The 21,760-nt window shown below is 70.2% G+C and carries 21 protein-coding genes; 10 read left to right on the forward strand and 11 right to left on the reverse strand.

Annotated features, from left to right (window positions below):
• Positions 1-17 precede the first annotated feature (17 nt).
• On the reverse strand, positions 18-1,364 hold the full coding sequence (locus ACFCZ1_RS14400) for a helix-turn-helix transcriptional regulator (protein ID WP_376678684.1): 1,347 nt from the start codon (positions 1,362-1,364) through the stop codon (positions 18-20).
• Positions 1,365-1,593: 229 nt separating this feature from the next.
• Positions 1,594-1,920 carry a hypothetical protein gene (locus tag ACFCZ1_RS14405; RefSeq protein WP_327738941.1) on the reverse strand — a complete coding sequence of 109 codons (327 nt, stop codon included), beginning with the start codon at positions 1,918-1,920 and terminating at the stop codon, positions 1,594-1,596.
• A 483-nt stretch (positions 1,921-2,403) separates the two neighbouring features.
• Between ACFCZ1_RS14405 and ACFCZ1_RS14410 the strand changes: the two genes are divergently transcribed.
• The 9 genes from ACFCZ1_RS14410 (at position 2,404) to ACFCZ1_RS14450 (ending at position 10,092) form a co-directional block, all read left to right on the forward strand.
• A complete protein-coding gene (locus ACFCZ1_RS14410; RefSeq protein ID WP_327738940.1) occupies positions 2,404-3,543 on the forward strand; it encodes a hypothetical protein in 1,140 nt (379 codons plus the stop codon).
• Positions 3,540-4,295 carry an ATP-binding protein gene (locus tag ACFCZ1_RS14415; protein ID WP_327738939.1) on the forward strand — a complete coding sequence of 252 codons (756 nt, stop codon included), beginning with the start codon at positions 3,540-3,542 and terminating at the stop codon, positions 4,293-4,295. The genes ACFCZ1_RS14410 and ACFCZ1_RS14415 overlap by 4 nt, the downstream gene beginning before the upstream one ends.
• Positions 4,296-4,406: 111 nt before the next feature.
• Positions 4,407-5,054, forward strand: a complete 648-nt coding sequence (locus tag ACFCZ1_RS14420; protein ID WP_327738938.1) for a WhiB family transcriptional regulator — start codon at positions 4,407-4,409, stop codon at positions 5,052-5,054.
• 79 nt (positions 5,055-5,133) lie between these two features.
• Complete coding sequence (locus tag ACFCZ1_RS14425) at positions 5,134-6,114, forward strand: DUF2637 domain-containing protein (RefSeq protein WP_376678685.1); 981 nt, start codon at positions 5,134-5,136, stop codon at positions 6,112-6,114.
• Positions 6,111-6,302: a hypothetical protein gene (locus ACFCZ1_RS14430; protein WP_327738937.1), complete on the forward strand. Its 192-nt coding sequence runs from the start codon at positions 6,111-6,113 to the stop codon at positions 6,300-6,302. The genes ACFCZ1_RS14425 and ACFCZ1_RS14430 overlap by 4 nt, the downstream gene beginning before the upstream one ends.
• A gap of 91 nt (positions 6,303-6,393) precedes the next feature.
• Positions 6,394-7,077 carry a plasmid mobilization relaxosome protein MobC gene (mobC, locus tag ACFCZ1_RS14435; protein WP_376678686.1) on the forward strand — a complete coding sequence of 228 codons (684 nt, stop codon included), beginning with the start codon at positions 6,394-6,396 and terminating at the stop codon, positions 7,075-7,077.
• Between the two features lie 14 nt (positions 7,078-7,091).
• Positions 7,092-8,801, forward strand: coding sequence for a relaxase/mobilization nuclease domain-containing protein (locus tag ACFCZ1_RS14440; RefSeq protein WP_327738935.1), 1,710 nt, complete (start codon positions 7,092-7,094; stop codon positions 8,799-8,801).
• Between the two features lie 141 nt (positions 8,802-8,942).
• Positions 8,943-9,326, forward strand: a complete 384-nt coding sequence (locus tag ACFCZ1_RS14445) for a hypothetical protein (RefSeq protein WP_376678687.1) — start codon at positions 8,943-8,945, stop codon at positions 9,324-9,326.
• Between the two features lie 97 nt (positions 9,327-9,423).
• Positions 9,424-10,092 carry a hypothetical protein gene (locus ACFCZ1_RS14450; RefSeq protein WP_327738933.1) on the forward strand — a complete coding sequence of 223 codons (669 nt, stop codon included), beginning with the start codon at positions 9,424-9,426 and terminating at the stop codon, positions 10,090-10,092.
• Here the strand turns inward: ACFCZ1_RS14450 and ACFCZ1_RS14455 are convergent.
• The 5 genes from ACFCZ1_RS14455 to ACFCZ1_RS14475 all read right to left on the reverse strand — a co-directional run bounded on the left by ACFCZ1_RS14455 (position 10,089) and on the right by ACFCZ1_RS14475 (position 16,943).
• Entirely contained in the window at positions 10,089-11,687 is a 1,599-nt protein-coding gene (locus ACFCZ1_RS14455) for a hypothetical protein (protein WP_376678688.1), read from the reverse strand. The two genes, ACFCZ1_RS14450 and ACFCZ1_RS14455, sit on opposite strands and share 4 nt — an antisense overlap.
• 153 nt (positions 11,688-11,840) lie before the next feature.
• Positions 11,841-12,620 (reverse strand): DUF317 domain-containing protein, encoded by a 780-nt coding sequence (locus ACFCZ1_RS14460; RefSeq protein WP_376678761.1) that lies wholly within the window; start codon positions 12,618-12,620, stop codon positions 11,841-11,843.
• 15 nt (positions 12,621-12,635) lie between these two features.
• Entirely contained in the window at positions 12,636-12,932 is a 297-nt protein-coding gene (locus tag ACFCZ1_RS14465) for a hypothetical protein (RefSeq protein ID WP_376678762.1), read from the reverse strand.
• A 169-nt stretch (positions 12,933-13,101) separates the two neighbouring features.
• On the reverse strand, positions 13,102-13,467 hold the full coding sequence (locus ACFCZ1_RS14470; protein WP_327740342.1) for a DUF317 domain-containing protein: 366 nt from the start codon (positions 13,465-13,467) through the stop codon (positions 13,102-13,104).
• 404 nt (positions 13,468-13,871) lie between these two features.
• A complete protein-coding gene (locus ACFCZ1_RS14475; RefSeq protein WP_376678689.1) occupies positions 13,872-16,943 on the reverse strand; it encodes a Z1 domain-containing protein in 3,072 nt (1,023 codons plus the stop codon).
• A gap of 123 nt (positions 16,944-17,066) precedes the next feature.
• Here ACFCZ1_RS14475 and ACFCZ1_RS14480 point away from each other — a divergent pair, with 123 nt between their 5' ends.
• Positions 17,067-17,222 carry a hypothetical protein gene (locus ACFCZ1_RS14480; protein WP_327738928.1) on the forward strand — a complete coding sequence of 52 codons (156 nt, stop codon included), beginning with the start codon at positions 17,067-17,069 and terminating at the stop codon, positions 17,220-17,222.
• A 416-nt stretch (positions 17,223-17,638) separates the two neighbouring features.
• Here the strand turns inward: ACFCZ1_RS14480 and ACFCZ1_RS14485 are convergent, their stop codons facing one another.
• The 4 genes from ACFCZ1_RS14485 to ACFCZ1_RS14500 all read right to left on the reverse strand — a co-directional run bounded on the left by ACFCZ1_RS14485 (position 17,639) and on the right by ACFCZ1_RS14500 (position 21,733).
• On the reverse strand, positions 17,639-18,607 hold the full coding sequence (locus ACFCZ1_RS14485; protein WP_376678690.1) for a SpaA isopeptide-forming pilin-related protein: 969 nt from the start codon (positions 18,605-18,607) through the stop codon (positions 17,639-17,641).
• A gap of 79 nt (positions 18,608-18,686) precedes the next feature.
• Entirely contained in the window at positions 18,687-20,345 is a 1,659-nt protein-coding gene (locus tag ACFCZ1_RS14490) for a SpaA isopeptide-forming pilin-related protein (protein WP_327738926.1), read from the reverse strand.
• 99 nt (positions 20,346-20,444) lie between these two features.
• Positions 20,445-20,921 (reverse strand): hypothetical protein, encoded by a 477-nt coding sequence (locus ACFCZ1_RS14495; RefSeq protein ID WP_327738925.1) that lies wholly within the window; start codon positions 20,919-20,921, stop codon positions 20,445-20,447.
• 20 nt (positions 20,922-20,941) lie between these two features.
• Positions 20,942-21,733: a DUF317 domain-containing protein gene (locus ACFCZ1_RS14500; RefSeq protein ID WP_376678691.1), complete on the reverse strand. Its 792-nt coding sequence runs from the start codon at positions 21,731-21,733 to the stop codon at positions 20,942-20,944.
• Between the last annotated feature and the right edge of the window lie 27 nt (positions 21,734-21,760).

Genomic DNA, 21,760 nt, shown 5'->3' on the forward strand with positions numbered 1-21,760 from the left:
CGAGCTAGCCACACCAGTTAGCGGGGCAGGTCCTCGCCCTGTTGGAGGTCGTTGAAGATCTCGCGAAGGAGGGCGGCCCGGAGGTCCGCCTGGGGCAGCTGCTCACGGAGTCGGCTGAACGCCGCTTGGACGGAGTTCGGCAGCGAAGCGCGCAGGAGCAGCTTCAGCTCCGCTCGGGCCTGGGGGTCGACGATCGGCTGGTGGATGCGGTCGATGACGGCTCCGGCTCCCAACTGCGTGATGCCCCACTCTCCAGGCGCTTCCCGGATGGCCCACACCACGAAGTGGTTCTCGGGCGACAGGGTGAGCTGGCACTCCGGACCGGCCAGCGCACTGAGTGCGGGGAGCGGGATGCCGTGGGGGCCGGCAAGCGCTGCGGCTTCGTTCGCGCTGTCGACGACCAGGCGGGCGGTGAGCGCACGAGCCGCACGGCGGCGGGCGGCATCGGCTTCGGCCTGGGCAGAGTGCTGAGGAGCGGACAGGCCGGGCTCGGCATGGGCCCAGGCGTTGCGCTTGCCTCCCAGGGCGTCGGTCTCGTCGTCGGAGGACTCGGTCTCGACCCAGGTGATCACTACGAAGCGGCAGTGGGGCATAGAGGCCGGGTACAGGACGTGGGAGACGACTTCGACGGTCTCCCAGCCCAGGGCGGGGATGATCATCCGAAAGACGTGGCCGTCCCGGTCGGCTTCCAGATCGGCCTCGGTGCGCCAGATCCGCTCGACCTCCGAGTTCTGGCGAACCTCGGCGATCAGGTCTACGAGCTCGGTGTTGTCCTTATGGGTGGCCTGGGCGAACTTCAGCAGGCGGACGTAGGCCGCAGCGTGCATTTCCCAGTCGTGGTACTGGGTGCGCGCCTCGGGGTTCGTCAAGGCCCAGCGCATGAGGTTGGCGTGCGGCTCCATGACCCAGGGCCACCACTCGGCCATCGCCGCGTTGTACGCGAGGACGTTCCAGTTGCGGTCGGTGAGGTACGTAGGCGAGGGCATCTGCCTGTCGATCAGAAGGCGAAGTGCCCGGCGCAGCTCCGGACTGGCGTCGATCTGCGGGTCGCCGTCGAGCGTGGTGCCGATGTTGTACAGCAGCAGGGCGTGGCGCTCGCTCTTGTCGAGTCCGAGCAGGTCCGCAAGCGCTTCGCACTGGGGCTTCGTGAACCGGGGCGGGACGGCGCCCTTCTCCACGTTGCGGTACGTCCGGACCCCCATACCGAGGGCCTTGGCCACCGGGGACTGGGTGATCCCTGCCGCCTGGCGCCATCTCTTCAGCCAGCCACCGAACCCCATGAACTGACCGGCGATTTCCCCGCCGTTTGCGCCCTTGTTCTCGGCGCGGTCATCACCGAAGGGGACTATCCCCTGAGCAACCATGAGGCTCTTCCTTTGTCTCCGCAGTCTGCAGGGCGGCATCCGGTTGAAGGCATGAAAAAAGAGGGGCAGCACGAATGCAGGCCCCCCGGCCGGATGTCTCCCACAAAGACGATACGACGACCTTGAACCCTTTCTGTAATTTGTGGCGTCGACCACAGGGCGGTTGGTTAAACGTGCAACCATGCCCACCGGCGTCCAGCCGCCTTCCGTGACGAATCTGGACATTCTCTCACCGGCGGTTTTCCATGATCGAAAAAGCGGCAAATCCTTGCCGATTTTTCTTGCAAGGGGGCGAATGATCATTCACGCCGCCGACGATCACGCCAGCAGATAAGCAGCCGCCGCCCAACCCCCCTTTACAAAAGGGATGGTTGGCAAGCATCTCCATGCAGCCCCTACACATCCCACGCATCAATCTACGCGCGTGGATTCTCGTTGGGATGCCGTTGACGAAGCCTTTGCCTGCGGGCTTAAATCCAAACCTGACCAGCCGGTACAGCGCGACAGCCTGCCGGTTCATGAACGTGGGGGCTCTTTTGAAGATCTTTCTTGGCATGCCCGGAGTGCACGCGGACGACGGCATCGAACATCAGCCCACGTCCGCACACGCCGACACAGCAGCAAAATGCTTGGCATGGGCAACTTTTCACGGTCTGTAGAGCCAGGTCTGGATCTTGCGTGGACGTCTGCGTATGTTCGTCGTCCCCAACCGGGAGGCAACCCGGTGACCGGCGACAGGAAACGCATGCAGGACGCACCAAGCGGCTAGTCCGTAAAAGCACTCGGCGCCCGGGAGAAGGCAACTCCCGGGCGCCGGACGCGAAGAGTCGTATCTCCAGCCGAGGCAACGGCCGGAGAGACCCGTCATCACCGCACCGGCCCTTCCAACGGGGCACACCGGCTGCGGCATCACTCAGGGAGAGTTTTGCATGGGCACGCCCCTGCGCGAAAGGCCGGGCTTCCGGACCGTCGCCGCGGAACGCGCCGCGAACACCGCCCACCCGCCCATTTCGGGCCGCTGGTACGGGGGTGAGCGCTGATGGCGCGCATTCGCACCATCAAGCCCGAGGCGTTCGAATCCGAGGACCTCGCCGCCGTCGATGTCACCGCGATGGTCACCTTCTTTGGGCTGCTGACCCAGGCGGACGACTCGGGACGATTCCGCGACCACCCGGCCGTCATCGCCGGGCGGCTGTGGGCGCTGCGCCCGGAGCACACCCCCGCCCACGTGGCCGGCGATCTGGAGCAGCTGGCCGAGGTCGGCCTGGTGTGCCGGTACACCGGCTGTGACGGCAAGTCCTGGCTGCACATAGTGACCTGGGACCGGCACCAGAAGATCAACCGCGCCTCGGACTCACGATTGCCGCGCTGCCCGACCCACGAGGCGGCGAAGGCGTGCGGCGAGTGCGATCTCCCTCAGTGCCGCACCCAAATGCGGGCGGGTGACAGCCCCCGGCAGGGGCTCCCCGAAGCCCACGAGGCGCCCGCCGACACCATCGGCGGAGGCGACTCCATGACCGATCACGGAGCGCTCACGCGAACCGTTCCGTCCAACTCGCCCGCATCCAACCTCACCGTGACGCGCGCCACTCTCGCCCAGGATGGTGAGATCGAGGCCACATCGCCCCCGTGCCCGCCCCCGGCAAGCCCTGCAAGGGAATCCGCAGGTCAGGGCGATGCATCCCAAGCAGGCGGCATGACGGGCGCCACATTCACTGAGGGTTCACGGTCTGGATCTAGGATCTTGGATCCTGGATCTTCCCGTAGGGGGCGCGAGGCACCCACGCTCGGCTCCTCCCCGGCGACGGTGCTGGAGGCGGCCGACGCGAGCGAGTGGTCGGCGAAGGTCCTGATGGCCGAGTACCTGCGCGGCTGCCCCGGAGGACGTCCGCCGAAGAAGGTGCTCGGGCACCTGGGCAAGGAGCTCCGCTCGCTGCTGGACGAGGGCTACGGCCCCGAAGTCCTGAGGCCGGCGCTGGAGCGGCTGCGTGCCAAGGGGCTGAACCCCAGCGTCCTGCCGAGCCTGGTCAACGAGCTCCTCAACGCCGGGCCAGCGCCGTCGTCGAGCTCAAGCCCGTCCTCCGCCTCCGGCGCGGGGCTCTGGGCCAGCGCCTCCCCCACCTACACGCCGTACCTGAACCCCACTGAGCCGACTGGCACCTTCGGAGTCGCCCTGTGAACCGCACCCGCCTCGCCGACCCTGAGACCACCGCGGACAACGCTTCGATGGCCTGGATGCGGCGCAAGCTCGCCGAGCGCGGCATCGACGCCACCGCCCCCGTCGCGGACACCCCGGAAGCGATCCCCGCTATTGAGGCCGCTCAACTGCGAATCCCGCGCGACTACCGCGAGGCCCAGGTCGAACATCCCGCCGTGGCCGAGTGGGTCCGAACCATCGCCGACAGCGCCGTCGGCCACGCGGCGAGCCCGCTGATCCCGCACTGGGGGACGCCCGGGCAGCGGGAGATCACCCACGGCCGCAGCCTGCTGCTGTGGGGCTCGACCGGCGCCGGCAAGACGCACCAGGCGTACGCCGCGATCCGCGCCCTGACCGCCGCCGGGTGCGGGGTGCGCTGGTACGCCACGACCGCCGCCGACCTGTACGGCGAGATGCGGGCCCGGGGCGGCAGCGATCCCGAGTACCTCCTGCGTCGGATCGTGCGGGTACCGCTACTCCTCCTGGACGACCTCGGTGCCGCGAAGGCGTCCGAGTGGAACGAGGAGATCACCTTCCGCCTGCTCAACTGGCGGGCACAGAACCAGCTGCCGACGATCGTCACCTCGAACCTGCCGCCGGTCCGCATGCCGGGGATGGCTTCCGGCCAGCCGGTGCTGCGGGACAAGGTCGGCGACCGCGTGCTGAGCCGCCTGTCCGGGATGTGCACCCCGGTCCACCTCGATGGCCCCGACCGTCGCTTCCGCGCCGCCTGACCCACCGCGCCCACCACCTTCCATCGCCCGGCCCGCGAGCCGGTCCGCCGGCACCCGCCGCCGCGCGCCGCACCCGCTCGCCGCCGTCCGGCATGCCTGGAGACCCGCCCCATGCGCCACATCACCACCAACACCCAGCCCATCCCCGGACTGCGCGGCATCGCCGACATCTCGTGGCACGCCCGCGGGAGGTGCCACGACCTGGCCCCCGACGAGGCCGACCGCCTGTTCTTCTCCGCACCGCGCGCCCACGCCGCCATCGCCGAGGCCAAGACGCTCTGCGGCACCTGCCCCGTACGCCAGGACTGCTTCACGCACGCCCTGGACAACGACGTCCGTTGGGGCATGTGGGGCGGCCTGACCGAGGCGGAGCGCAAGCCGTGGCACGCCAAGGTCGCCAAGCGCCTCGACTACGCCCGAGTTCGCGCCGTGCTCATGGGCCGGGACGTCCACCTCACCGCGTCCGAGCGCGACGCCGTCACCCGCGCCGCCTACATCCGCGGCTGGAGCGCCCCACGCCTGGCTTATGCCCTCCGCATCGACCTTGACCACGCCCGTGACCTCCTCCGCGCGGCCCGCCACGCGGTGGCCGACCGCGACCGGTACTGGAAGGTCCCGGCCCCGGACAGCGACGAAGCCGGCACCCCGGACCAGGGCGGGGAAGTCAGCAGCGAGACCGCCCCCGAGGAAACGTTCTGCCAGGTGCCCCGCCAGGCCCAGACGCACGAACTGATCAACGCCCTGAAGAAGGCGGCCTGAACTGCCCGGCGCCACCTCCCGCCCGCCCCACCAGCGGACGCACACCACATCCCCCATCGAGCCCGGAGAAAGGCAGACCTTGACCGAGGAGACCGCCGACCGATACGCCCTGATCGCTGCCGGGACAGTGATCATCGTCCTGACGGGCGCCGGATTCTGGCTCTCCTACGCCCACCTCGCCGAAGTCGCAGGGCGACACGGCTTGGACCGCTCGCCCATCCGGCAGTGGGCCTGGCCCGCCACGCTGGACATGTTCATCGTCGCAGGCGAACTGCTCATGCTGCGGGCCGGACTTCGCAGGGTCACGGACTGGTGGGCGATCGGGCTGACGGCTGTCGGGTCACTCGGGTCGATCGCCCTCAACGTGGCCGGCGTGAACGGCACCACCGCCGGGCCTGTTCCGCTCCTCGACTACGTGGTCGCGGCGGTCCCACCGACCGGCGCGATGCTGGCCTTCGGAGTCCTGATGAGGCAGATCCAGCAGCGGGTCGCCAGGCCCGTCCGGAACGGCCGAACCGATACCCGGACCGGACCGGGGCTGAGCGGGACCGCCGGACCACAGGACCGTACGGAACCCCGGGCCGGACCCAACCCGGACCGGACCGACACCTCCACCGGACCGCCTCGCCCCGGACCGGACCCGGCCCCAAGCCGGACCGCCGGACCACAGGACCGTACGGAACCCCGGACCGGACCCAACCCCGATCGGACCGACACCCCCACCGGACCGCCCCGACCCGGACCGACACCCGGACCGCGTCAAACTCGGACCGGCCCGGCTCGCCCCCGGACCGTCCGGGCGAAGGTGCATGCCGGACGGTCGGACCGCCGGACCGGACCACGTCGCCTGTCCGAGGCCCAGGTCGTCGAGCTGGTCCTCCCGGACGTCCCCGCAGTCCTGGCGGCCGAGGGGAACGAGCAGATCACCAGAACGCAGCTGCGGAGCATCATGCGCGCCCGCGGAATCCCCCTCGGCAACGAACACATCGGACCCGTCCTGACCGCGCTTCGAGCCGCCACCCACTCCACCACATCCTCCGAAGGAGCCACCCGCCGATGAAGACGTGCGATCGATTCACCGACCTGAAGGCTGGCTACGAACGCGACATCACGTTCTTGCGCAACCACGCCACCCGTCACGCGGGCAGCACCGCCTCGAAGTCGAGCACGCGTCACGCCTTGACGGTGAAGCAGAACATGGCCAAGGCCCTCTCCCGCCATTACACGCGCTGCCCCCTGTGCGGGTGAGCCGCACCCCTGCCCGTGCGGCGGCCCGGACCAGCACCCGGGCCGCCGCCCCGTTCCCGCACCTCGTCTCCCGGAAGGAGCCGAAACGCCGATGACCTCAGCTGAGAACCCGCGCGAAGCGGGTCAGGACCAGCCCGTCAGACCGGCCGAGTCCCCCGAACGTGACCACCGTTCGCCTGACACCAACTCGCTCCCAGGAGGAGCAAGTTATCCCTTTGGACACTCCACCATCGGCGGAGTGTCCAAAGGGTTCCCTGCCCCTGGGGGGCAGGGCCTCGTCCGGCGCCGGGGGACGCCTGACGAGGAGGCTGCGACCGAGGGCGGATCGCAGCCAGGAGGGGACCAACAGCCCACGCACGAAACCGCATCTGCCGCGCCCGCAGCAGCCCGTACGCGACGCCGTTCGTACAAGCGCCGTCAGCGCCCCAACGTGTGCAGCGTCCGTATGAGCGACGACGAGCTCGTGCTCGTCGCGACCGCTGCCAAGACAGCCGGCGTCACCCTCGCCGGCTTCTTCGCCCGCGCCGCCCTCACCGCCGCCCGCGATCCGCAGACCAGCGCCGCGGCCATCGCAGGGCGCCGCGAGATGGTCGCCGAGCTGTTCGCTGCCCGCCGGCACCTCGGACAGATCGGCAACAACCTGAACCAGCTGACCCGCGCGATCAACTCCGGTGCCCAGCCGCCCGACGCCCAGCTCGACGCCGTACTCGACGCGGTCCGCGGCGCCTCCGCTCGTGTCCAGGGCGCCACCGACCAGCTCCTCGAACACACCTAGGACTCAACACCACCATGGTCCCGAAGATCCACAAGCGCGGGCAGCGCACCATCGGCCTCCTCTACTACTTGTACGGGCCGGGCAAGGCCGAGGAGCACGTCGACCCGCACCTGGTGGCTTCCTGGGACCATGGCGCCCCCGACCCCGGCCGCGATGCCGAGGTCACGTACAAGCAGCTCCAGCAGCTCCTCGATCAGCCCCTGACCCTGCTCGCCGAAGACGAACGGCCAGCGAAGCACGTGTGGCACCTGTCAGTGCGCAACGGCCCCACCGACCGGACCCTGTCCGACGAGGAATGGGGCGACGTCGCCCGCCGCATGGTCGCCGCCGCCGGCATCGACGACCCCGACCAAGGCTCCGGCTGCCGCTGGGTCGCCGTCCGGCACGCTGACGACCACATCCACATCCTGGCCACCCTGGTCCGTGAAGACGGCTACCGGCCGGACCTGGACTTCGACGCCGTCCGCGTCCAGGCCGAAGCCCGCCGCCTGGAGCAGGAGCTAGGGCTTCGCCGCCTCAACCCCGGTGACGGGACCGCCTCCAAGCGGCCCACCAGCGCCGAACGCCACAAGGCCGCCCGCCAGGGCCGTGAGCGCACCGCCCGCGAGGAACTCCGTGAGGCCGTCCGGCGGGCCGTGGCCGGAGCCGAGAGCGAGAGGGAGTTCTTCGACCGCCTGCGAGCCGCCGGCGTTCTGGTGCGCACCCGCGTCGCACCATCCGGCGACCTCCTCGGGTACACGGTCGCGTTGCCCGGAGACGTCAACGCCCATGGGGAACCGGTCTTCTACCCGGGCTCGAAGTTGGGCCCGGACCTGTCCCTGCCGCGGATCCGGGAGCGCTGGTCCGGCCGCCGAACCAGCCGGGTCGCTGAGCAGACGGTGCCGTCGGGGCCGGCATCGGCGCGGCGCCGGGCGAGTACTGCGCTGTGGCAGGCGGTGCTGGTCATGGACGGGGCGGACGACGGGGTGGCCGCGGCGTACATCGCGGCTGCCGGTGAGGTCCTGGACGCGCTCGCGAAGACGTCCGCCGCCCACACCCGGCGCGAACTGCGAGAAGCAGCCTTCGTGTTCGAGCGGGCCTCCCGCTCCCACGTGCGTGCGGAGCGCGGGCACGACCGGGCTCTTCGTCAGGCTGCCCGTGACCTCGTCTACAGCGGTCCTGCGCTCGGACGGGGGCAGGACGGAGCGACGACCGCGATGGTGATCGACGCCGTGTTCTTCCTGGTGACCGTGGCCGCGCACTGGCACGGGAAGAAGGCACACGCCCAGCAGGCCGCCGCCGCCCAGCTGGCCGCCGAGCACCTGCGCACGGCTTACCGGGCTGCCGCCGAGCAGCCGATGGGTGTGCTGGCCGTGCGGGGCCGGTCGCTGGCTCTTCCGGTGCTGCGCCGCCAGGTTCTGCGGGTCCGGGAAGCACTTCCGTCGACGTTGGCGGAGCAGGCCCTGGCGGAAGCCGGGTGGGCGGCGCTGGCTGCGACCCTGGCCGATGCCGAGGCGGCCGGGTACGACGCCACCGCCCTGCTGGCCGACGCGGCTGCCCGCCGGGAGCTGGCGAGCGCCGAGTCGGTTTCGGACGTGCTGGTGTGGCGGCTGCGCCGCGCCGCGGACCTGCCGGCCGACGGCCAGGCGGCCCCCCTGCCCGACGGCGTCTCCGCCCCGTGGGACCCCGCCGGGCGGAGGGCCTGGAACCCGGCCGCGAAGGGCCCGCAGCGCCGCAGGAGGTGACCGGGCTTCAGGAATTCGTGAGTTGCCGCAGATAGGAGCGGTGGGGCACGCTTCATGACCCGCCGCCGTGTGCGGGGAGCCAACTCGGGGAGGGGAGCCCAAGTGTTCGGTCGCAGGAAGGCGAAGCAGGAGCCTGAAAGGATGGGGCCGGCGGGTGTTCCGTGGCTGGCGTACCCGGAGCCGCAGTGGCCCGAGCCGGCCCAGTCGGCGCCCGAACCCGCTCCGGTAGTGGACGACTTTCTGCCGCCGGACTTCCGGATGGACACCGACGACGAGCTGGCCGGCCGGTTCATGCCGTGGCGGCGCCCCCTGGTCGTCGAGGGTGAGGTCCGCGCCTGCCCGCAGTGCCAGGCGTACCGGGACTGGGTCATCCTGTGCACCCAGGGCCGGATCTGGCTGCGCTGCCGCGACGGGCACGAGACCCTGGAGCCCCGCCTGGACTTGGCCTGGTACAACCGCAACAGCGGCCCGAGCAACGGCAAGTTCGGCACGCTCGAGGAGGGCCTGCGCTCCCTCGACCACTGATCCGGCACCGCGCCCCCTGGACCCCCTGTATTCCTGCCCCGCCGCTCCGAGGAGGCGGCCACGGTCAGCCCACTCGCATCCGACCCAGGGAACCCGCATGCGCCTGCGCCATTCCGCCATCCTCACCAGCACCTGTCTCGCCCTCTGGGCCCTGACCGGCTGCTCCGCCCCGCCCTCCCACAGCGCGCCCGCCGGGAAGCAGGCAGAGACGCCCATAGCTACCGCCGGCGACCACGGAGTGCTGCCGTCGGAGCGGCTCGCGGACCGGTTGCTCACCGCCGACGATCTCGGCCCCGGCTACACCGCCCGCCCCGCCGCAACCACGGGTTCGCCCGAGGCGTCCGTCGAGGGCTGCCCGCAGCTGGAGCAGCTGGGCAGCGCCGTGGACAACCCGTACGCGATGTTCCCGAACCAGGGGAAGCGGGTCTTCACCGGCCCCGGCCGCACCGAGCTGACCGAGGAGCTGTACTCCGCACCGCCCCAGGACTTGTCCGCAGGGGTCGGGCGGATCATGACCGCCATGGGCGCCTGCACGTCGTACCAGCTGGTCACCGCCACCGCCGTGGCGGAGATTCGCACCCAGACGGTGCCGGTGCCCCGTCTCGGCGACGAGCAGTGGGGGCAGGTCCTCACCGTCACCGCTGGCGGACGGCGCACCGTCGTCCAGCAGACCGTGATTCGCGACGGGGCCGTGCTCCTAGTCGTCTCCGGCAGCCGGGCGGAAGTCACGATCCACGCGCAGACCGACCTGGCCAAGGCCCGCTAAACCCTCTGCCCTTTGAGGCACCGGTCCGGTAGGGAGGCGTCGATGCTCCCTACCCCCGCCCATCCCGCGGCATGGGAATTGACTCCCAAGCCCGCTCTAGGACGGCGTTGTTGCTTAGTGAACTGGTGTCCCTTGAACAACTCCTGCAGAGTCAGTCCATCGCCACGGGTGCTGGCCAGCAGTAGACCCGCCAGGCTCACGTCGGTGATCGTGACGGCTTGCTCCACCTCGTGGATCGAGCTGACCGTCACCGGGGTTCGAGTCGGCTCGATCGCGGCCCGGAGCTCCGGGGTGTTGATCAGATGGAACGGCTCCATCGTGACGATCATGCCGAGTACAGGGCGGTCCCTCGGGATGTGCGCAAAGGCCACATGTCCCTCGGCAATCCGCTCTGCGGATGTCTCGATCTGTTGGAAGCCCTTGCCGACCCTCTTCTTGAGAATGTCGAGGTCAGCGAAGCCATCCGGCCCGAGCAGTAGTTCGGCGTTGGGCCTGGTCGACTTGACCTCGACCAACAGCACCAAGTCGGGGAACACCACCATCCAGTCGACGCTCTTGCCCTCTTGGTTTCTCGGCAGCGCGTAGACGACCTCCGGGTGTACCTCAGCGTCCGGCAGCAGTCTCAACTGCCGGCCAACGTACTGCTCGAACAGTTCGCCCAGGTCGTCGGCGAACTTGTTGCCGAGGGCCTTGACGCCCGTGTAGTACAGGCCCAGCAGACTGGCCTTCCCCAGCACTGCAGCCGGTACCGGCACTAGGTATCCCTCGCCGAAGCCTTCCACTAGTGGCGTCGCCCGCACCGGATTGAACCCGTAGCGACGCACCAGTGGGTCCGCGTCGTGAGGGAACGTGCCGCAGAGGCGCGGTGCGGTGGTTACGAAATGCCGCTCCAGGACATCGGTCATCACCTCGACCGAGTGGAGGGCACCGAACTCCGCGAAGTCCGCCGACTCGAGGTCCCCAGGCACGAACCGCCCACGTCGCTGCGGCGCCGACATTCGCGCCGCTCCCCAAACGAGGCGTGCCAGACTGACGTAGTCCGGCACCGTGCAGCCAAGCAGGCCCGTGTCCCAACCGGATCCGGGGTGCAGGACTTGAAGGTGCCGGTCAGTGGTGGTCTGCTCCAGAAGAGCGATGGTACGAGCGAGCTCGGAGTATTCGTCGACCTGCCACGTGAATTGCTGGCCGGCCACGCGCAGCAAGTAGTTGGTGAGGTGGTCCACGGCCGACTTGGTGCTGATCGGATCGTCCAGAGCAAGGTAGTACCCAAGGATCGTGTCGAGGTCCTGCGGTCTCGCCGACGCGTCCCGGGCCTGGCGCCGGCGGTGCGTCGACCGCTGTGGGCGGCTGCGACGGCCTCGCGCGCCACCGCCTCTGCGGTCCTCCGACCCGCCTACGGCGAGCGATATCCAGGCCGCATCGGCAAGCGCCCACGGCCCGTACATACCCAGGTTCTGACGCCCCAGATCGCGCGGAAATGGCATCGCCGCACTGGTGGCCGCGATCAGCTCCAGCAAAGACCTCGGCGAGTGACGCAAAATGCGCTTGATGTACTTCTTCTCGGAGACCGGGTAGTTTGGAACGCTGTGAGGCATAGCCCCAGATTCTTCACCTCATCGAGACGGCCCCGCGAGGCATTTCGCCGACTGACCGCCGCTACCCCGCGCCGAGCACGCCGAGTTCTCCCCGTCCCGCCACCGCAGAAAGACCGCCGGGCCGGACCCGTTAGGGTCCGGCCGGTCAGCATCTCAGACAGTCGGTTGCACAGTGAGCTGGCCCTCGCTGCTCTCCGGCAGGGTGTGGCGCAGCACTGGTACGGGTGAGGCCAGAGAAGCGGCGAAGGCCGCAACGAGATCATGCGGTGTGCTAGCGGAAAACATGGCGGCCCACAGAAGCCCGCCGCCCATCCTCGGCTCGCACCATGCCTGCCATCCCACAGCTTCCACCTCGGGATCGAGGACGAGCGGGTCGCCGTCCTGGATGCCCTCGTCCGGCAAGGTAGTCAAGACCATGCTGGCGGCCAACCGCGGGTCGGACATGGCGGTAGGGGTGTCGATGTCGCGGACCCAGCCGCCGCCCGCCAGCGCGTCGAGAACCGTCTGCGGTCCGGCGTAGCCGTGGGCGGGATCAGGACGGTCCTCCAGGGCGAGCAGGAAGTCGGTGACGGCCTCGGGCGGGGTACCGGCGGAGAAGTATGCATTCCACTGGGGAAGGCTGGTGGGGGTGGCGCGGGCAGAGACCGTCCATGCCACCGGCTGATCACCCAGGAGGATGGGCTCGTCGGCCAGCACCCACTGCGCCCAGCTCAGTGCGTCCGGAGCGACGTACAGGACGGTACTGCGAAGAACCTGCCGGGCACCGTCGGGCTCGTCGGGTTCGCGCCGGCCTCGGACGAGGGTGAGGCTGGTCCAGCCCACAGCAGCGAGGTGGGAGCCGACCGGGTCGGCAAGGAGGCCGTCGTCGCCGGCGAGATAGCGCGGGGTGACCCAGTACGCGGGAATAGAAGAGAAGCCAGGGGACGGGGGCAGAAGTGCTCCTTGTCGTCAGAGGGTGTCGCGGCTCGTATCGTCGTCGGAGACGGCGCGCGGCCGCCGTCCACGGGCAGGCGGCTCGACCGGAGGCATCCAAGTGAGGGCTTCGGCGACCGGCCTGGGCAGGTTCCCGTATTGCACCGCCTCCGCGTCCTCGGCGAGATAGACGACCGGTCGCCCGTCCTGGTCCGCGCCCACGGTCACGGTGCCCATCTTGTGGGCCATGGGGAAGAAGGGGTTGATCGCGAGCCGGACACGGGCGGAAGGGTCCGCCTCGGACAGGTGCTTCATCAGGTCGGCGACAGTCATCTCGGCGCCGGGCTCGGGCTGAGGGGCCACGGTTCTCCTCACGGGTGGAAAGCGCTCTGGGGGGTGCGGATGTGCGAGGCGCGACCTCCGGGAACGGACCACAGAGAGACGGGCGAGCCGCTGGAGGACGGGAGGCGAGAGCCCCGGCCGCAAGGCGGCGGCATGGTGACTACTGCCGTCGAGCCGTGGCGAGCACCTCGGAAACGGTAGCGGCCACGAGCCGTGCCGGGGTTTGCGGGTCGAAGACGACACGGTAGCCGGGAACCGTGGCGGTGCCGGTGACGGCCAGGACCCAGCCCTCGTCCTCGGCTCCGGGCCGGCCGTCGGGAAACCAGCCGAGATAGAGCCTGCCGTCAGCCGAAGAGATATGGGTGTCGGCCCGATCATCGACGATGAGGGTGAAGTCGCCATTCGCCTCGGGGAAGCAGTCGATGACTTCGGTCGGCCGGCCGGGCCCCAGAAGCCAGTTGTGCAGTCGCAACTTCTCGATCGTGGTGCGGAATCCGACGTTCGACAGCTCCACGGCCACAAGCATCACCTCTCTGACCTGCGAAAACCCCGAGTTCCAGGGAAGGTCGTCTAGGCTGACACGCGCTGCAGCGTTGCACCAGTCTTTGCGGGATCTTTCTTGTCTGCCACCGGCGAACTGTTGTCCGCTGCTGTTAATCAATCGAGGCGATTGATATCGGGCCCAGACGTCTCGGCCTCTGAGCCGTTCGTCTATGAGCGAACGGCGGGGCTATAGGCGACTTCATACCTCCGGCATCGCCCCGCGGCCAGGGCAGTGTCGCCGGTTTCGACGGTGTGCCCCGACACCCGAACCGCGGCCAAGTCCGGTAGCCGGTCCATGACCCCCGCCTGGGCCTGGCTGCGCCGTGCCGGTGTCCCGTCGCCGACGCAGGGACCAAAGGGACATCCCCGGCTTCAACGCCGGTCGCATCAAGGCCTGCGTACGGACCGGAAGCGAAGCAACGGGCCCCCCTCCTTCTCCGGGGTATAGATGCCGACCCCCATGACAATCTGCGACGGGTCCGCCTCACCCGCCTTGACGGGGCCGTCTTCCGCTTCGTGAATGGGGTACAGGAGCAGCGCCCCCAGAAGCGACAGCGCCCCGTCGGCCCGGCCCACCGCGGCCTCGACCGCGGACTCGTGCGACGGGTCCGTGATCCTGCCGAAGCCGTCCCCCCGGCCGGCCCGGCGCGCTCGGCGGAAGAGAGACAGCGGTTCGGAGCCGAGAACCGCTGCCGTGGGTCCGTCACCAGCGGGTTGCGGAACGACCAGCAGCCACTGGCTCCCGGGCTCCCGTCCCAACTGCTCAAGGTAGGAGAGGTGCGGGCGAAGCCGCGGCCCAGTGCCCTCCAGCCCGGAGAGGACCTCCATCAGGCGGGCGTGCGGTACCAGGCCGGTGCGGGCGCGGAAGGAGGTGGACCGGCCGCTGAGCACGCGGGGCTCCGCCAGAACGTCCAACAGTGGCCGCCACTGCTGGACGTTGCGGGTTTTCGCCGCCGCGTCAACGGGGTGGTCGAGCGGCTCGATCCACCGGCCGGGCGAGCGGACCTCGACCAGTTCGGCGTTGGAGAGAGGGCCACGCCGCTGCTCAGGGTCCACCGCGCCCAGGTGCTGCGCAAGCAGCGGGGGCACTTCGGCGGGCGTGAGCTGCGGTCTGCCGTCGACCTCGACGGCGTAGCGCGCCAGATCCTCCCGGAACGAGAGCTGGTCGCGGAAAATCGCCGCGAACGCGTCGAAGACGCCCCCACCGGCTTCGCCCGGGACCCGCGCGAAGTAGAGCCGCATCAGGTCCCGGTAGCCGACACGGAAGCCGGCCCAGCGTCCGATCCCGGCCACGACCGCCGCGCCGGTGGTGCGGGGCCCCTGATAGATGACGGTCAGGCCCTCGACGGGGCCGCCGTGCGAGAGCCGTGAACCGCAGACCAGGATCTTCCAGATGTGCCGCCGCGCGAAGTCCAGCTCGTACCCGTCGTGTTCGCCGTCCCTGAATGTGCTCTCGGTCACGACGGCGTTGCCGTCGGCGTCGATCCGCGACCATGCGGCAGTGACGTACGGTGCGAGCTCGTCGAAGGACTCGGGGACGGGAAGGCCGTCGGCCCGTTCGCAGGAGACGGGCTCGACGTCCTTCTCGTACAGCTCGCGGAGCCGTCCCAGACCCTCGGCCCGGTCGTAAGAGCCTTGGTACCAAAGGCGGCGCAGGCGCGCTGCCTCTTCCCGCTTCCGGGCGATGCGATCCGAAACGTAAACGATCATGGTGTGGTGGCGATAGTCGGCCGGTGCTTCGCCGCCGCCCCGCGCGGCCCGGTACAGCTTCACCGCGCCGGTCAGCACGAACATGTCCATCGCCTGTCGTTCGCCCTGGTCATCGTCCTTGTCGCGGAGCACGAGATTGCGGACGTGCGCCTTCTCCCGGGAGTTGGCGAAGGTCCGCCGCTCCTCCGGGACGTCCGAGCCGATGTCGTGGAAGTCCTCCACGCCCACGTAGCCGGCGGGGCGCGGCAGGGAGAGGATGAAGTCCTTGGGGAACAGGTCCTCCGAGGCGGACGGGTCCATGAGGGTACCGACGAAGGGGGACGTGCCGTAGGCGACGTACTGCGCCCTGGGCAAGCGGCCCAGCAGCTCCGCCGTGACAGCCTGGACGGACGTGACGCCCGCCGTTCCCGTTCCGGTCGCCTTCCTGTGGGTGTTCACGGCGCCCGGATCCCACGCCGTGCCGTCGTCGATGATCAGCGTCGGGATCTCCGCCAGCGGCGGGTGGATGCTCTGCAGGTCCTTGACCAACTTGGACAGAGTGGTCTTGTTCTTCTTCACGACCATGAGCCGTACGGACGTGGCGTGCAGGTTCTCGGGATCGTTCAGCGGCAACTGCGGCATCCGCTTCTCGAACTCGAGCGCGGCGAGGCCCTGGCGCAGGTGGTTGTAGTCGTTGTCGCGCGTCGTCAGACGGAGGATGTCGAAGCCGCCCTCCGAGGAGGGACGCCGGCCGTGTCGTATGAACCCGTCCGCCTTGAACCAGTCGGGATCGTCCGCATACTCGGAGTCCTCGGACTCGCCCGCACCGAGCAGGAGGTTCTCGCGCCCCACCAGATCGCGGTCGAGGGTCCGTTGCAGCTGGTACCGCAGCACGTTGGTCGGGCCCGTCAGCACGATCACGAGGCGGTAGCCCGCGTCGACCGCCTTGGCCACGGTGCCGGTGATGTGGGCGCTCGCGCCGGACTGCACGGGCGTGATAACAAGGCCCTTGGACTGGTAGGCCTCCGCCGCGCTCGGGTCGGCAAGCTTCTCCACCACTTGGCTGGTCGCCTCGTCCAGGTCGGCCACCTTGGTGGCCGACCACCCCCGCCGCGCCACGAGGTCGGCGTACGCGGGCCAGTACCGCCCCCGGTCGGGCCGTGCCTGCGGGGCGTACCACGGGGCGGACGGCGACCGAATCACCACGGGCCCGCTGCCGTCGCGAAGTCCGGCTTCGGCGAGCAGCTTCCCGATGCGCCGGGCCAGCCGGTCGCGCTCCTGCTCGACCAGGGCCAGCTCCTGCTCGCGCTGGTGCAGCCGGTGGCGCAGGGAGTCCAGCTCGGCGGCGGTGCCGTCCGTGTCCGCGGCCGCCCGGCTCTCCTCCAGCCCTCGCAGGCGCTCCTCCAGCTCGCGCCTGCCGCGCTCGAGGAGCCGGATGCGGCTCGCCGGATCCATCCGGCTCTCTTCGTCCTTGCGGAACAGTCCCCACACCCGGGCCCGCTCCTCCTCGGACAGCGGCGGCCGAGGGGGCTCGCCCGCGTCGTGGAGGAGGTTCTTCACGAAGTCCTCCTGCACGGGCCGCGCGCCACTGAGCGCGCGGCTGACGGAGCCGGGAGAGCGCGCCTCCTTGGCCGCGTACTCCCGCAGGGGGATCCCCAGCCGCTGGAATAACTCGCGCAGGGCAAGGGCGAGTTCCTGGCGCTCCGGGCCCGCGTCCTGATGGAGCGGACCCAGAGCAGCGGCCCCGCTTCGGCGTCTACTGGTGGTCACCCACCCAGTGTCGGGCACCACTTGGGCCCGCCGGACTGTTGCGCACGAATTGGCAACGCGTTGCGGGCCATTGGCAACCGTTGCGCGCTGCGCACCACCCCGCGCACACCTCAAGCTCGGAACATGACCCAGACACCTCCCGAAGCCCCCCGACCCAAGACCTCCCACCTCCGCCGCGCCGCCACCGTCGTGATCCTCGGCTTCATCGGCGGACTCGCCACAAGCCTGGGCCGCACCGCAGGAGCGGAGCTCCCGGACTGGCTCCAGCTGCTGCTCTAACAGCACAACGACCAGGTGACGACTGATCAGTGGCCAGCTGCACATCAAAGTGGCCAAGTAGAAATCAAAGTCACACGAGTCGATGCGCGGGCTAACCAGCAGAAAGGGGTTGGTCGACGACTTTCCGAATCTGGTGCGAACCCGCAGATCTCGCCAGTCACTCGCCGAGTCTGCGAGTGACTGGCGAGATCTCACGCCAACGAGTGACGAGCCGCATCAGCCGAATCCACCTGCTGAAATGCGCTCTAAACACGCCAGATGACTGGGCACGAATCCGCACGTACTCCACTAGTCATAATCACCGGCCTGCCTCCCTTCCTCGTGAGGCAGCCGTCCCGTCAGGTCCGTGTAGGGGCGGGCCGCAGCGGCCCCGAGAACCTCATCAGGTTCCCGGGGCCGGTGACCGCGCTGGTGTGTCAGTTGTCGGTGCGCCCGTGCTGCCCGGTGCCGGTCTCGCCGTCGTTGTTCTTGCGGCGGCGTGCGGCGTAGATCGCGCCTGCTCCTGAGGCAAGCAGGAGGCCGCCGGATACAAGGATCCACCAGTTGGTGCTGTCGGCGCCTGTGTGGGCGAGGGAGCCTTCGGGCTTGTCGTCGGATGCTGTGGCGGTCGAGGTCGCGGTCCCAATGCCCGGGCCACTGGAAGTGGATGCGGTGGCCGTGGGCTCCCCGGTACTGGTCGAGGACGAGGCGGTCGGCGTGGGCTGGATGGTGGGGTCGCCGGTGGGCTTGGCCGTCGGCTTGCCGGTCGGTTCCTCGGGGGGCTTGGTCGTGGCCGCGTTCGTGAAGACCGCGGTGGTCTCGGCGCCGGGCTTGGCCGTGATCTCGACCGGGGTGGTCTCCAGCCGGTAGGCGTCCGGGGCCTTGGTCTCGGTGGCGGTGTAGGCGCTGCCGGTCTTCTTGCCGACGGGGATCGGGGCCTTGGCGGTGCCGTCCGGGCCGGTGGTGAGGGTGAAGGCGCCCTTGTCGTCCTTGGCGTCCTTCGGGGCGATGTTGACGATGACCCCGGCCAGGCCCTTGCCCATGGCCTTGTCGGTGACCTTGAGGGTGAGGCCGGCGGGCTTGTACGGGTTGGTGATCGCCAGGACCTTGGGCTCGCCGGGGGCGAGGTCGGAGAAGGCCAGGGTGCCGTCGGAGCCGGTCTTGCCCTCGGCGAGCGTCTTGCCCGCGGGGTCGAGTAGCTGGAATGCGGCTCCGGATGCGGGCTGGCCTTCGGGGTCCGTCTTGATGATGCGCAGTCCGGCCCTGTCCGCCGGCGCCGGGGCGCCCTGGTCCTTGGGGGCTTCGGCGGACGGGGAGGGGGCCGCGGTGGCGGTGGTGGCCGGGCCCGTCAGGGCGGTGGCGGCGGTCAGGGCGAGCGCGGTGAACAGGAGGGGGCGGTGCTTCATGAGGGGTGCTCCGGGCGAGATCGTGCGGTGCGGGACGGCGTGGCGCGGGCTCCGAATGCGGGTCCGGCAGCGCGAGGGGTCAGCTGAGGGCGTCGCCGGTACGGCGGCGGTTGATCAGGTAGAGGCCGCCGCCTGCAGCGAGCAGGGCGGTGGCGCCGCCGGCCAGCCAGGTGGTGGCGTCGGCGCCGGTGTGGGCGAGGGATCCGGGCGGTGTCGCCGGCGGGGTGCTCGGGCTCGGCGGTGTGGTCTCGGTGGGCTTGTCGGCGAGGGTGACGGTGACGTCGGCTCCAGGCCGGGCGGTGAAAGCGACCGGTGAGGCGTCGAGTTGGTAGCCGTCGGGGGCCTTGGTCTCGCCGGCCCAGTAGCAGGTGCCCGCCTTGAGCGTGACGTCGAGGGGGACGGTCGCGGTGCCGTCGGTCCCGGTGGTGAGGCTGGTGATCACCTTGCCGGGGGTGTGCTTGCCGGTCTTGTCCGTCTCGTCGGCGCGGATGGCGATGACCGCGCCCGGCAGGGTCTTGCCAGTGTTCTTGTCGGTCTTCTTCACCGACAGGCGGGCCTTCTTGAACGGGTCGACGAGGTCGAGTGGGTTGGCCTGGGCGGTACGTCCGGCGGTGATCGTGATGGTCTGCTCGGGGACCAGGTCGTGGACGGGGCTCCCGGAGGAGGTCTCGCGCAGCCGGTAGGTGCCGGCGGGGAGCTTGTCGAAGACGAGGTTGCCCTGTTCATCGGTCTTGCCCGCGGCGACGTGCTTGCCGTCGGAGTCCATGAGCTGGAACGCGGCGCCGACGAGGCGAGTGCCTTCGGGGTCCTTCTTGCGGATCGTCACGCCGCCGGTGGCCTCGCCGACGGTGACGGTGGCGGAGTCCTTGACGCTGGTGGTGCCCCCTGCGAGCAGCATCCGCTGGGCGGCCGGGTTCATGGGCGTAAGGACCTGCAGCCCGATGGCCGGCAACCCCTCGGCCGTCGCGGTGACGCTGGCGGTCCCGGCCTTCTCAGCGGTGAACTCCCAGGCGCCCGTGCCGTTGTCGTTCGTGGTGACCTTGCCGGAGGCGGTGCCAGAGCCCGACTCGGAGAGCGTGACGGCAACCTTGGGGACCGGCGTGCCGGCGGTGGTGGTGACCTTGACCGCGACGGTGACCTTCGTCCCGGCGGTGGTGGTCTTCACGGACGGCGTGATCTGGAGGGTGTAGGGGCCCGCGAGCTTCTTGGCCTCGGCGACGTAGCCCTGGGCGAGGGTGCGGGCGGTCGGGGAGACGACCGGATACGCCAGGCGCTGCTTGCCCCGGTCGCCGTCGAGAGCGTAGGTGCCGCCGGCCAGGTACTCGTACACCACGGCGTCGACTGCTGCGGCCTGGGCGTTGTCGCGGGTCTGCCCGTATTTGCCGATCACATAGGCGGCCTGTGCCAGGTTCTCCTTGGTGACGGGCTTCCCTGTGACCGAGGACGTCCAGGACAGCACCGGCTGCGGGTCGCTGTAGCCTCCGGCGTCGGCCGGGCCCTTGCGCTCGGGGTCGGCGCAGTAAGTCTCGGTGTCGCCGTGGACGGCCGGGCCGGGCGGGCCGTAGGCGCCGATGTGGCTGGAGGCCGCGTGGCCTTCGGAGTCCGGGATGGTGTAGCCGGGGCCCAGTACCGCGGGGGCGTCCGGGGCGGCCACGGCCTGCGCGGGCAGCAGGGTGCCGGCGGCCAGGGCGGCGACGGCGACGGCCAGGTAAGCGGGTCGGGCGAGGCGAAGGCTCATAGGGGGAAGAGGTCCTGTCGGTGAAGAAGGGAATGAGGGTGCGGACGCTGACGTGTCCGCGAATGCCGGTGTCGGCGGCAGCCGGGCGGGGTGATTGGCCTACCGAACCCGGGCCGGGGAGGTCCGGGCCTGCGGCACCGGAGCCGTGAGGGGAGGTGGGCCGGTGCGTACCGGCGGGGCGCCGGGGATCCACAGGCGTACGTACTGGTCGATCGCGGCGCGCAGCCGGGTGACGTTGATACCGATCCAGGGCGCGTGCTCGCTGTGGTTCCAGTCGGTGACGGTGCCGTACCCGTCCTGGCCGGGCTTCTTGCCACGGCGGCGGTCGCGGACCTCGAAGGCGCCGTAGTCGGCGAAGCGCAGCACCGCGGTGTCGATCCGCCCCTGTTCCATGTGTACGACCTGCAGGCGCAGCCCGTCGTAGCGCCCGGCGTAGATCGTGGGAGCGAAGTCGATACGCAGGCGCAGCGGGAGGTCCGGTACGGGTGCGGCGTAGTAGGCATCCCCCACGACGGCTGCCTCCGTGTACGGCAGCGTGAGGTGGTCGGCGAACAACTGCTCGGTAAACAAGGCCACAGGGCTTCCTCGTTGGTCGGTCAGCGCCGTGCGGCGGGGCGCGCGGGCAGGGCGGCGGAGGGGGTGGTGGCGGTGCTCCAGCGCGGAATGCTGCCGACCGGGACGGGCGGGCGGACTCCAAGGCGGGGCCGGAGGTCGCGGGGAGTCGGTACCGGCGGGCGGGGCGGCACGACGGGCTTGAGCTGGGCGCGGGCGGCGAGCTCGGGGTGGAGGCCCTCGCGCCAGCGGGCTGCGGGAGTCGGATCGGTGAAGGCTGCCGCTGTGGCGGCGATGAGGTGGGAGGGCGTACGTGGGCTGAAGGTGATCTCCGCGCGGGTGCCCCAGCCCGGCGGGCCGGCCCACAGGTCGCGGCGCGAGCGGTTGATGTAGAGCCCCGCGTTGCGGTCCGGGGCAGCCAGCTCCACGGTGCCGGCCTCGGCGCCCGTGCGCTCCCAGCCGGCCGCGACCAGCGGTGCCACGCTGTCGGCCCAGTAGGGCGACGGGGCCGCGAGGAAGCGGTCCTGGCCGTCGGTCCAGTCCTGGGCGAGGGCGGTGGTCAGGGCCGCGCCGAGCTCGGGCGGGGTGTTCTGGTTGACGATCGCGGTCCACTGGGGACCGGAGACGGCGTCCGGCGCGGCACTGATGGTCCACAGGTCGTAGTCGTCTCCCGCCCAGCCGATCCGGATGCAGTGGTCCGGACTGGTCACGACGAGCTGGTGCGGGCCTTCGTCGAGGTGGTGGTGGGGCCAGTGCGCGACGGGCGCGAAGCCGGCATCGCCGTAGCCGGGTGATCCGGCGAGATATCGGGGCGTGACGTGAACATCGCCGTCCACGGGAGTAACGGTGGTTCGGGGGGCGGG

It is taken from the genome of Streptomyces sp. NPDC056224 (genome assembly GCF_042267665.1).
Taxonomy (GTDB): domain Bacteria; phylum Actinomycetota; class Actinomycetes; order Streptomycetales; family Streptomycetaceae; genus Streptomyces.

Bases quoted from the DNA above. Each gene is read 5' to 3' on its own strand.
- ACFCZ1_RS14470 (WP_327740342.1), bottom strand. From the start codon at position 13,467: ATGCTTGTGGCCGTGGAGCTGTCGAACGTCGGATTCCGCACCACGATC.
- ACFCZ1_RS14420 (WP_327738938.1), top strand. From the start codon at position 4,407: ATGCGCCACATCACCACCAACACCCAGCCCATCCCCGGACTGCGCGGC.
- ACFCZ1_RS14485 (WP_376678690.1), bottom strand. From the start codon at position 18,607: ATGAAGCACCGCCCCCTCCTGTTCACCGCGCTCGCCCTGACCGCCGCC.
- ACFCZ1_RS14440 (WP_327738935.1), top strand. From the start codon at position 7,092: ATGGTCCCGAAGATCCACAAGCGCGGGCAGCGCACCATCGGCCTCCTC.
- ACFCZ1_RS14450 (WP_327738933.1), top strand. From the start codon at position 9,424: ATGCGCCTGCGCCATTCCGCCATCCTCACCAGCACCTGTCTCGCCCTC.
- ACFCZ1_RS14410 (WP_327738940.1), top strand. From the start codon at position 2,404: ATGGCGCGCATTCGCACCATCAAGCCCGAGGCGTTCGAATCCGAGGAC.
- ACFCZ1_RS14445 (WP_376678687.1), top strand. From the start codon at position 8,943: ATGGGGCCGGCGGGTGTTCCGTGGCTGGCGTACCCGGAGCCGCAGTGG.
- ACFCZ1_RS14400 (WP_376678684.1), bottom strand. From the start codon at position 1,364: ATGGTTGCTCAGGGGATAGTCCCCTTCGGTGATGACCGCGCCGAGAAC.
- ACFCZ1_RS14455 (WP_376678688.1), bottom strand. From the start codon at position 11,687: ATGCCTCACAGCGTTCCAAACTACCCGGTCTCCGAGAAGAAGTACATC.
- ACFCZ1_RS14405 (WP_327738941.1), bottom strand. From the start codon at position 1,920: ATGCCAAGAAAGATCTTCAAAAGAGCCCCCACGTTCATGAACCGGCAG.
- ACFCZ1_RS14490 (WP_327738926.1), bottom strand. From the start codon at position 20,345: ATGAGCCTTCGCCTCGCCCGACCCGCTTACCTGGCCGTCGCCGTCGCC.
- mobC (WP_376678686.1), top strand. From the start codon at position 6,394: ATGACCTCAGCTGAGAACCCGCGCGAAGCGGGTCAGGACCAGCCCGTC.
- ACFCZ1_RS14430 (WP_327738937.1), top strand. From the start codon at position 6,111: ATGAAGACGTGCGATCGATTCACCGACCTGAAGGCTGGCTACGAACGC.
- ACFCZ1_RS14465 (WP_376678762.1), bottom strand. From the start codon at position 12,932: ATGACTGTCGCCGACCTGATGAAGCACCTGTCCGAGGCGGACCCTTCC.
- ACFCZ1_RS14480 (WP_327738928.1), top strand. From the start codon at position 17,067: ATGACCCAGACACCTCCCGAAGCCCCCCGACCCAAGACCTCCCACCTC.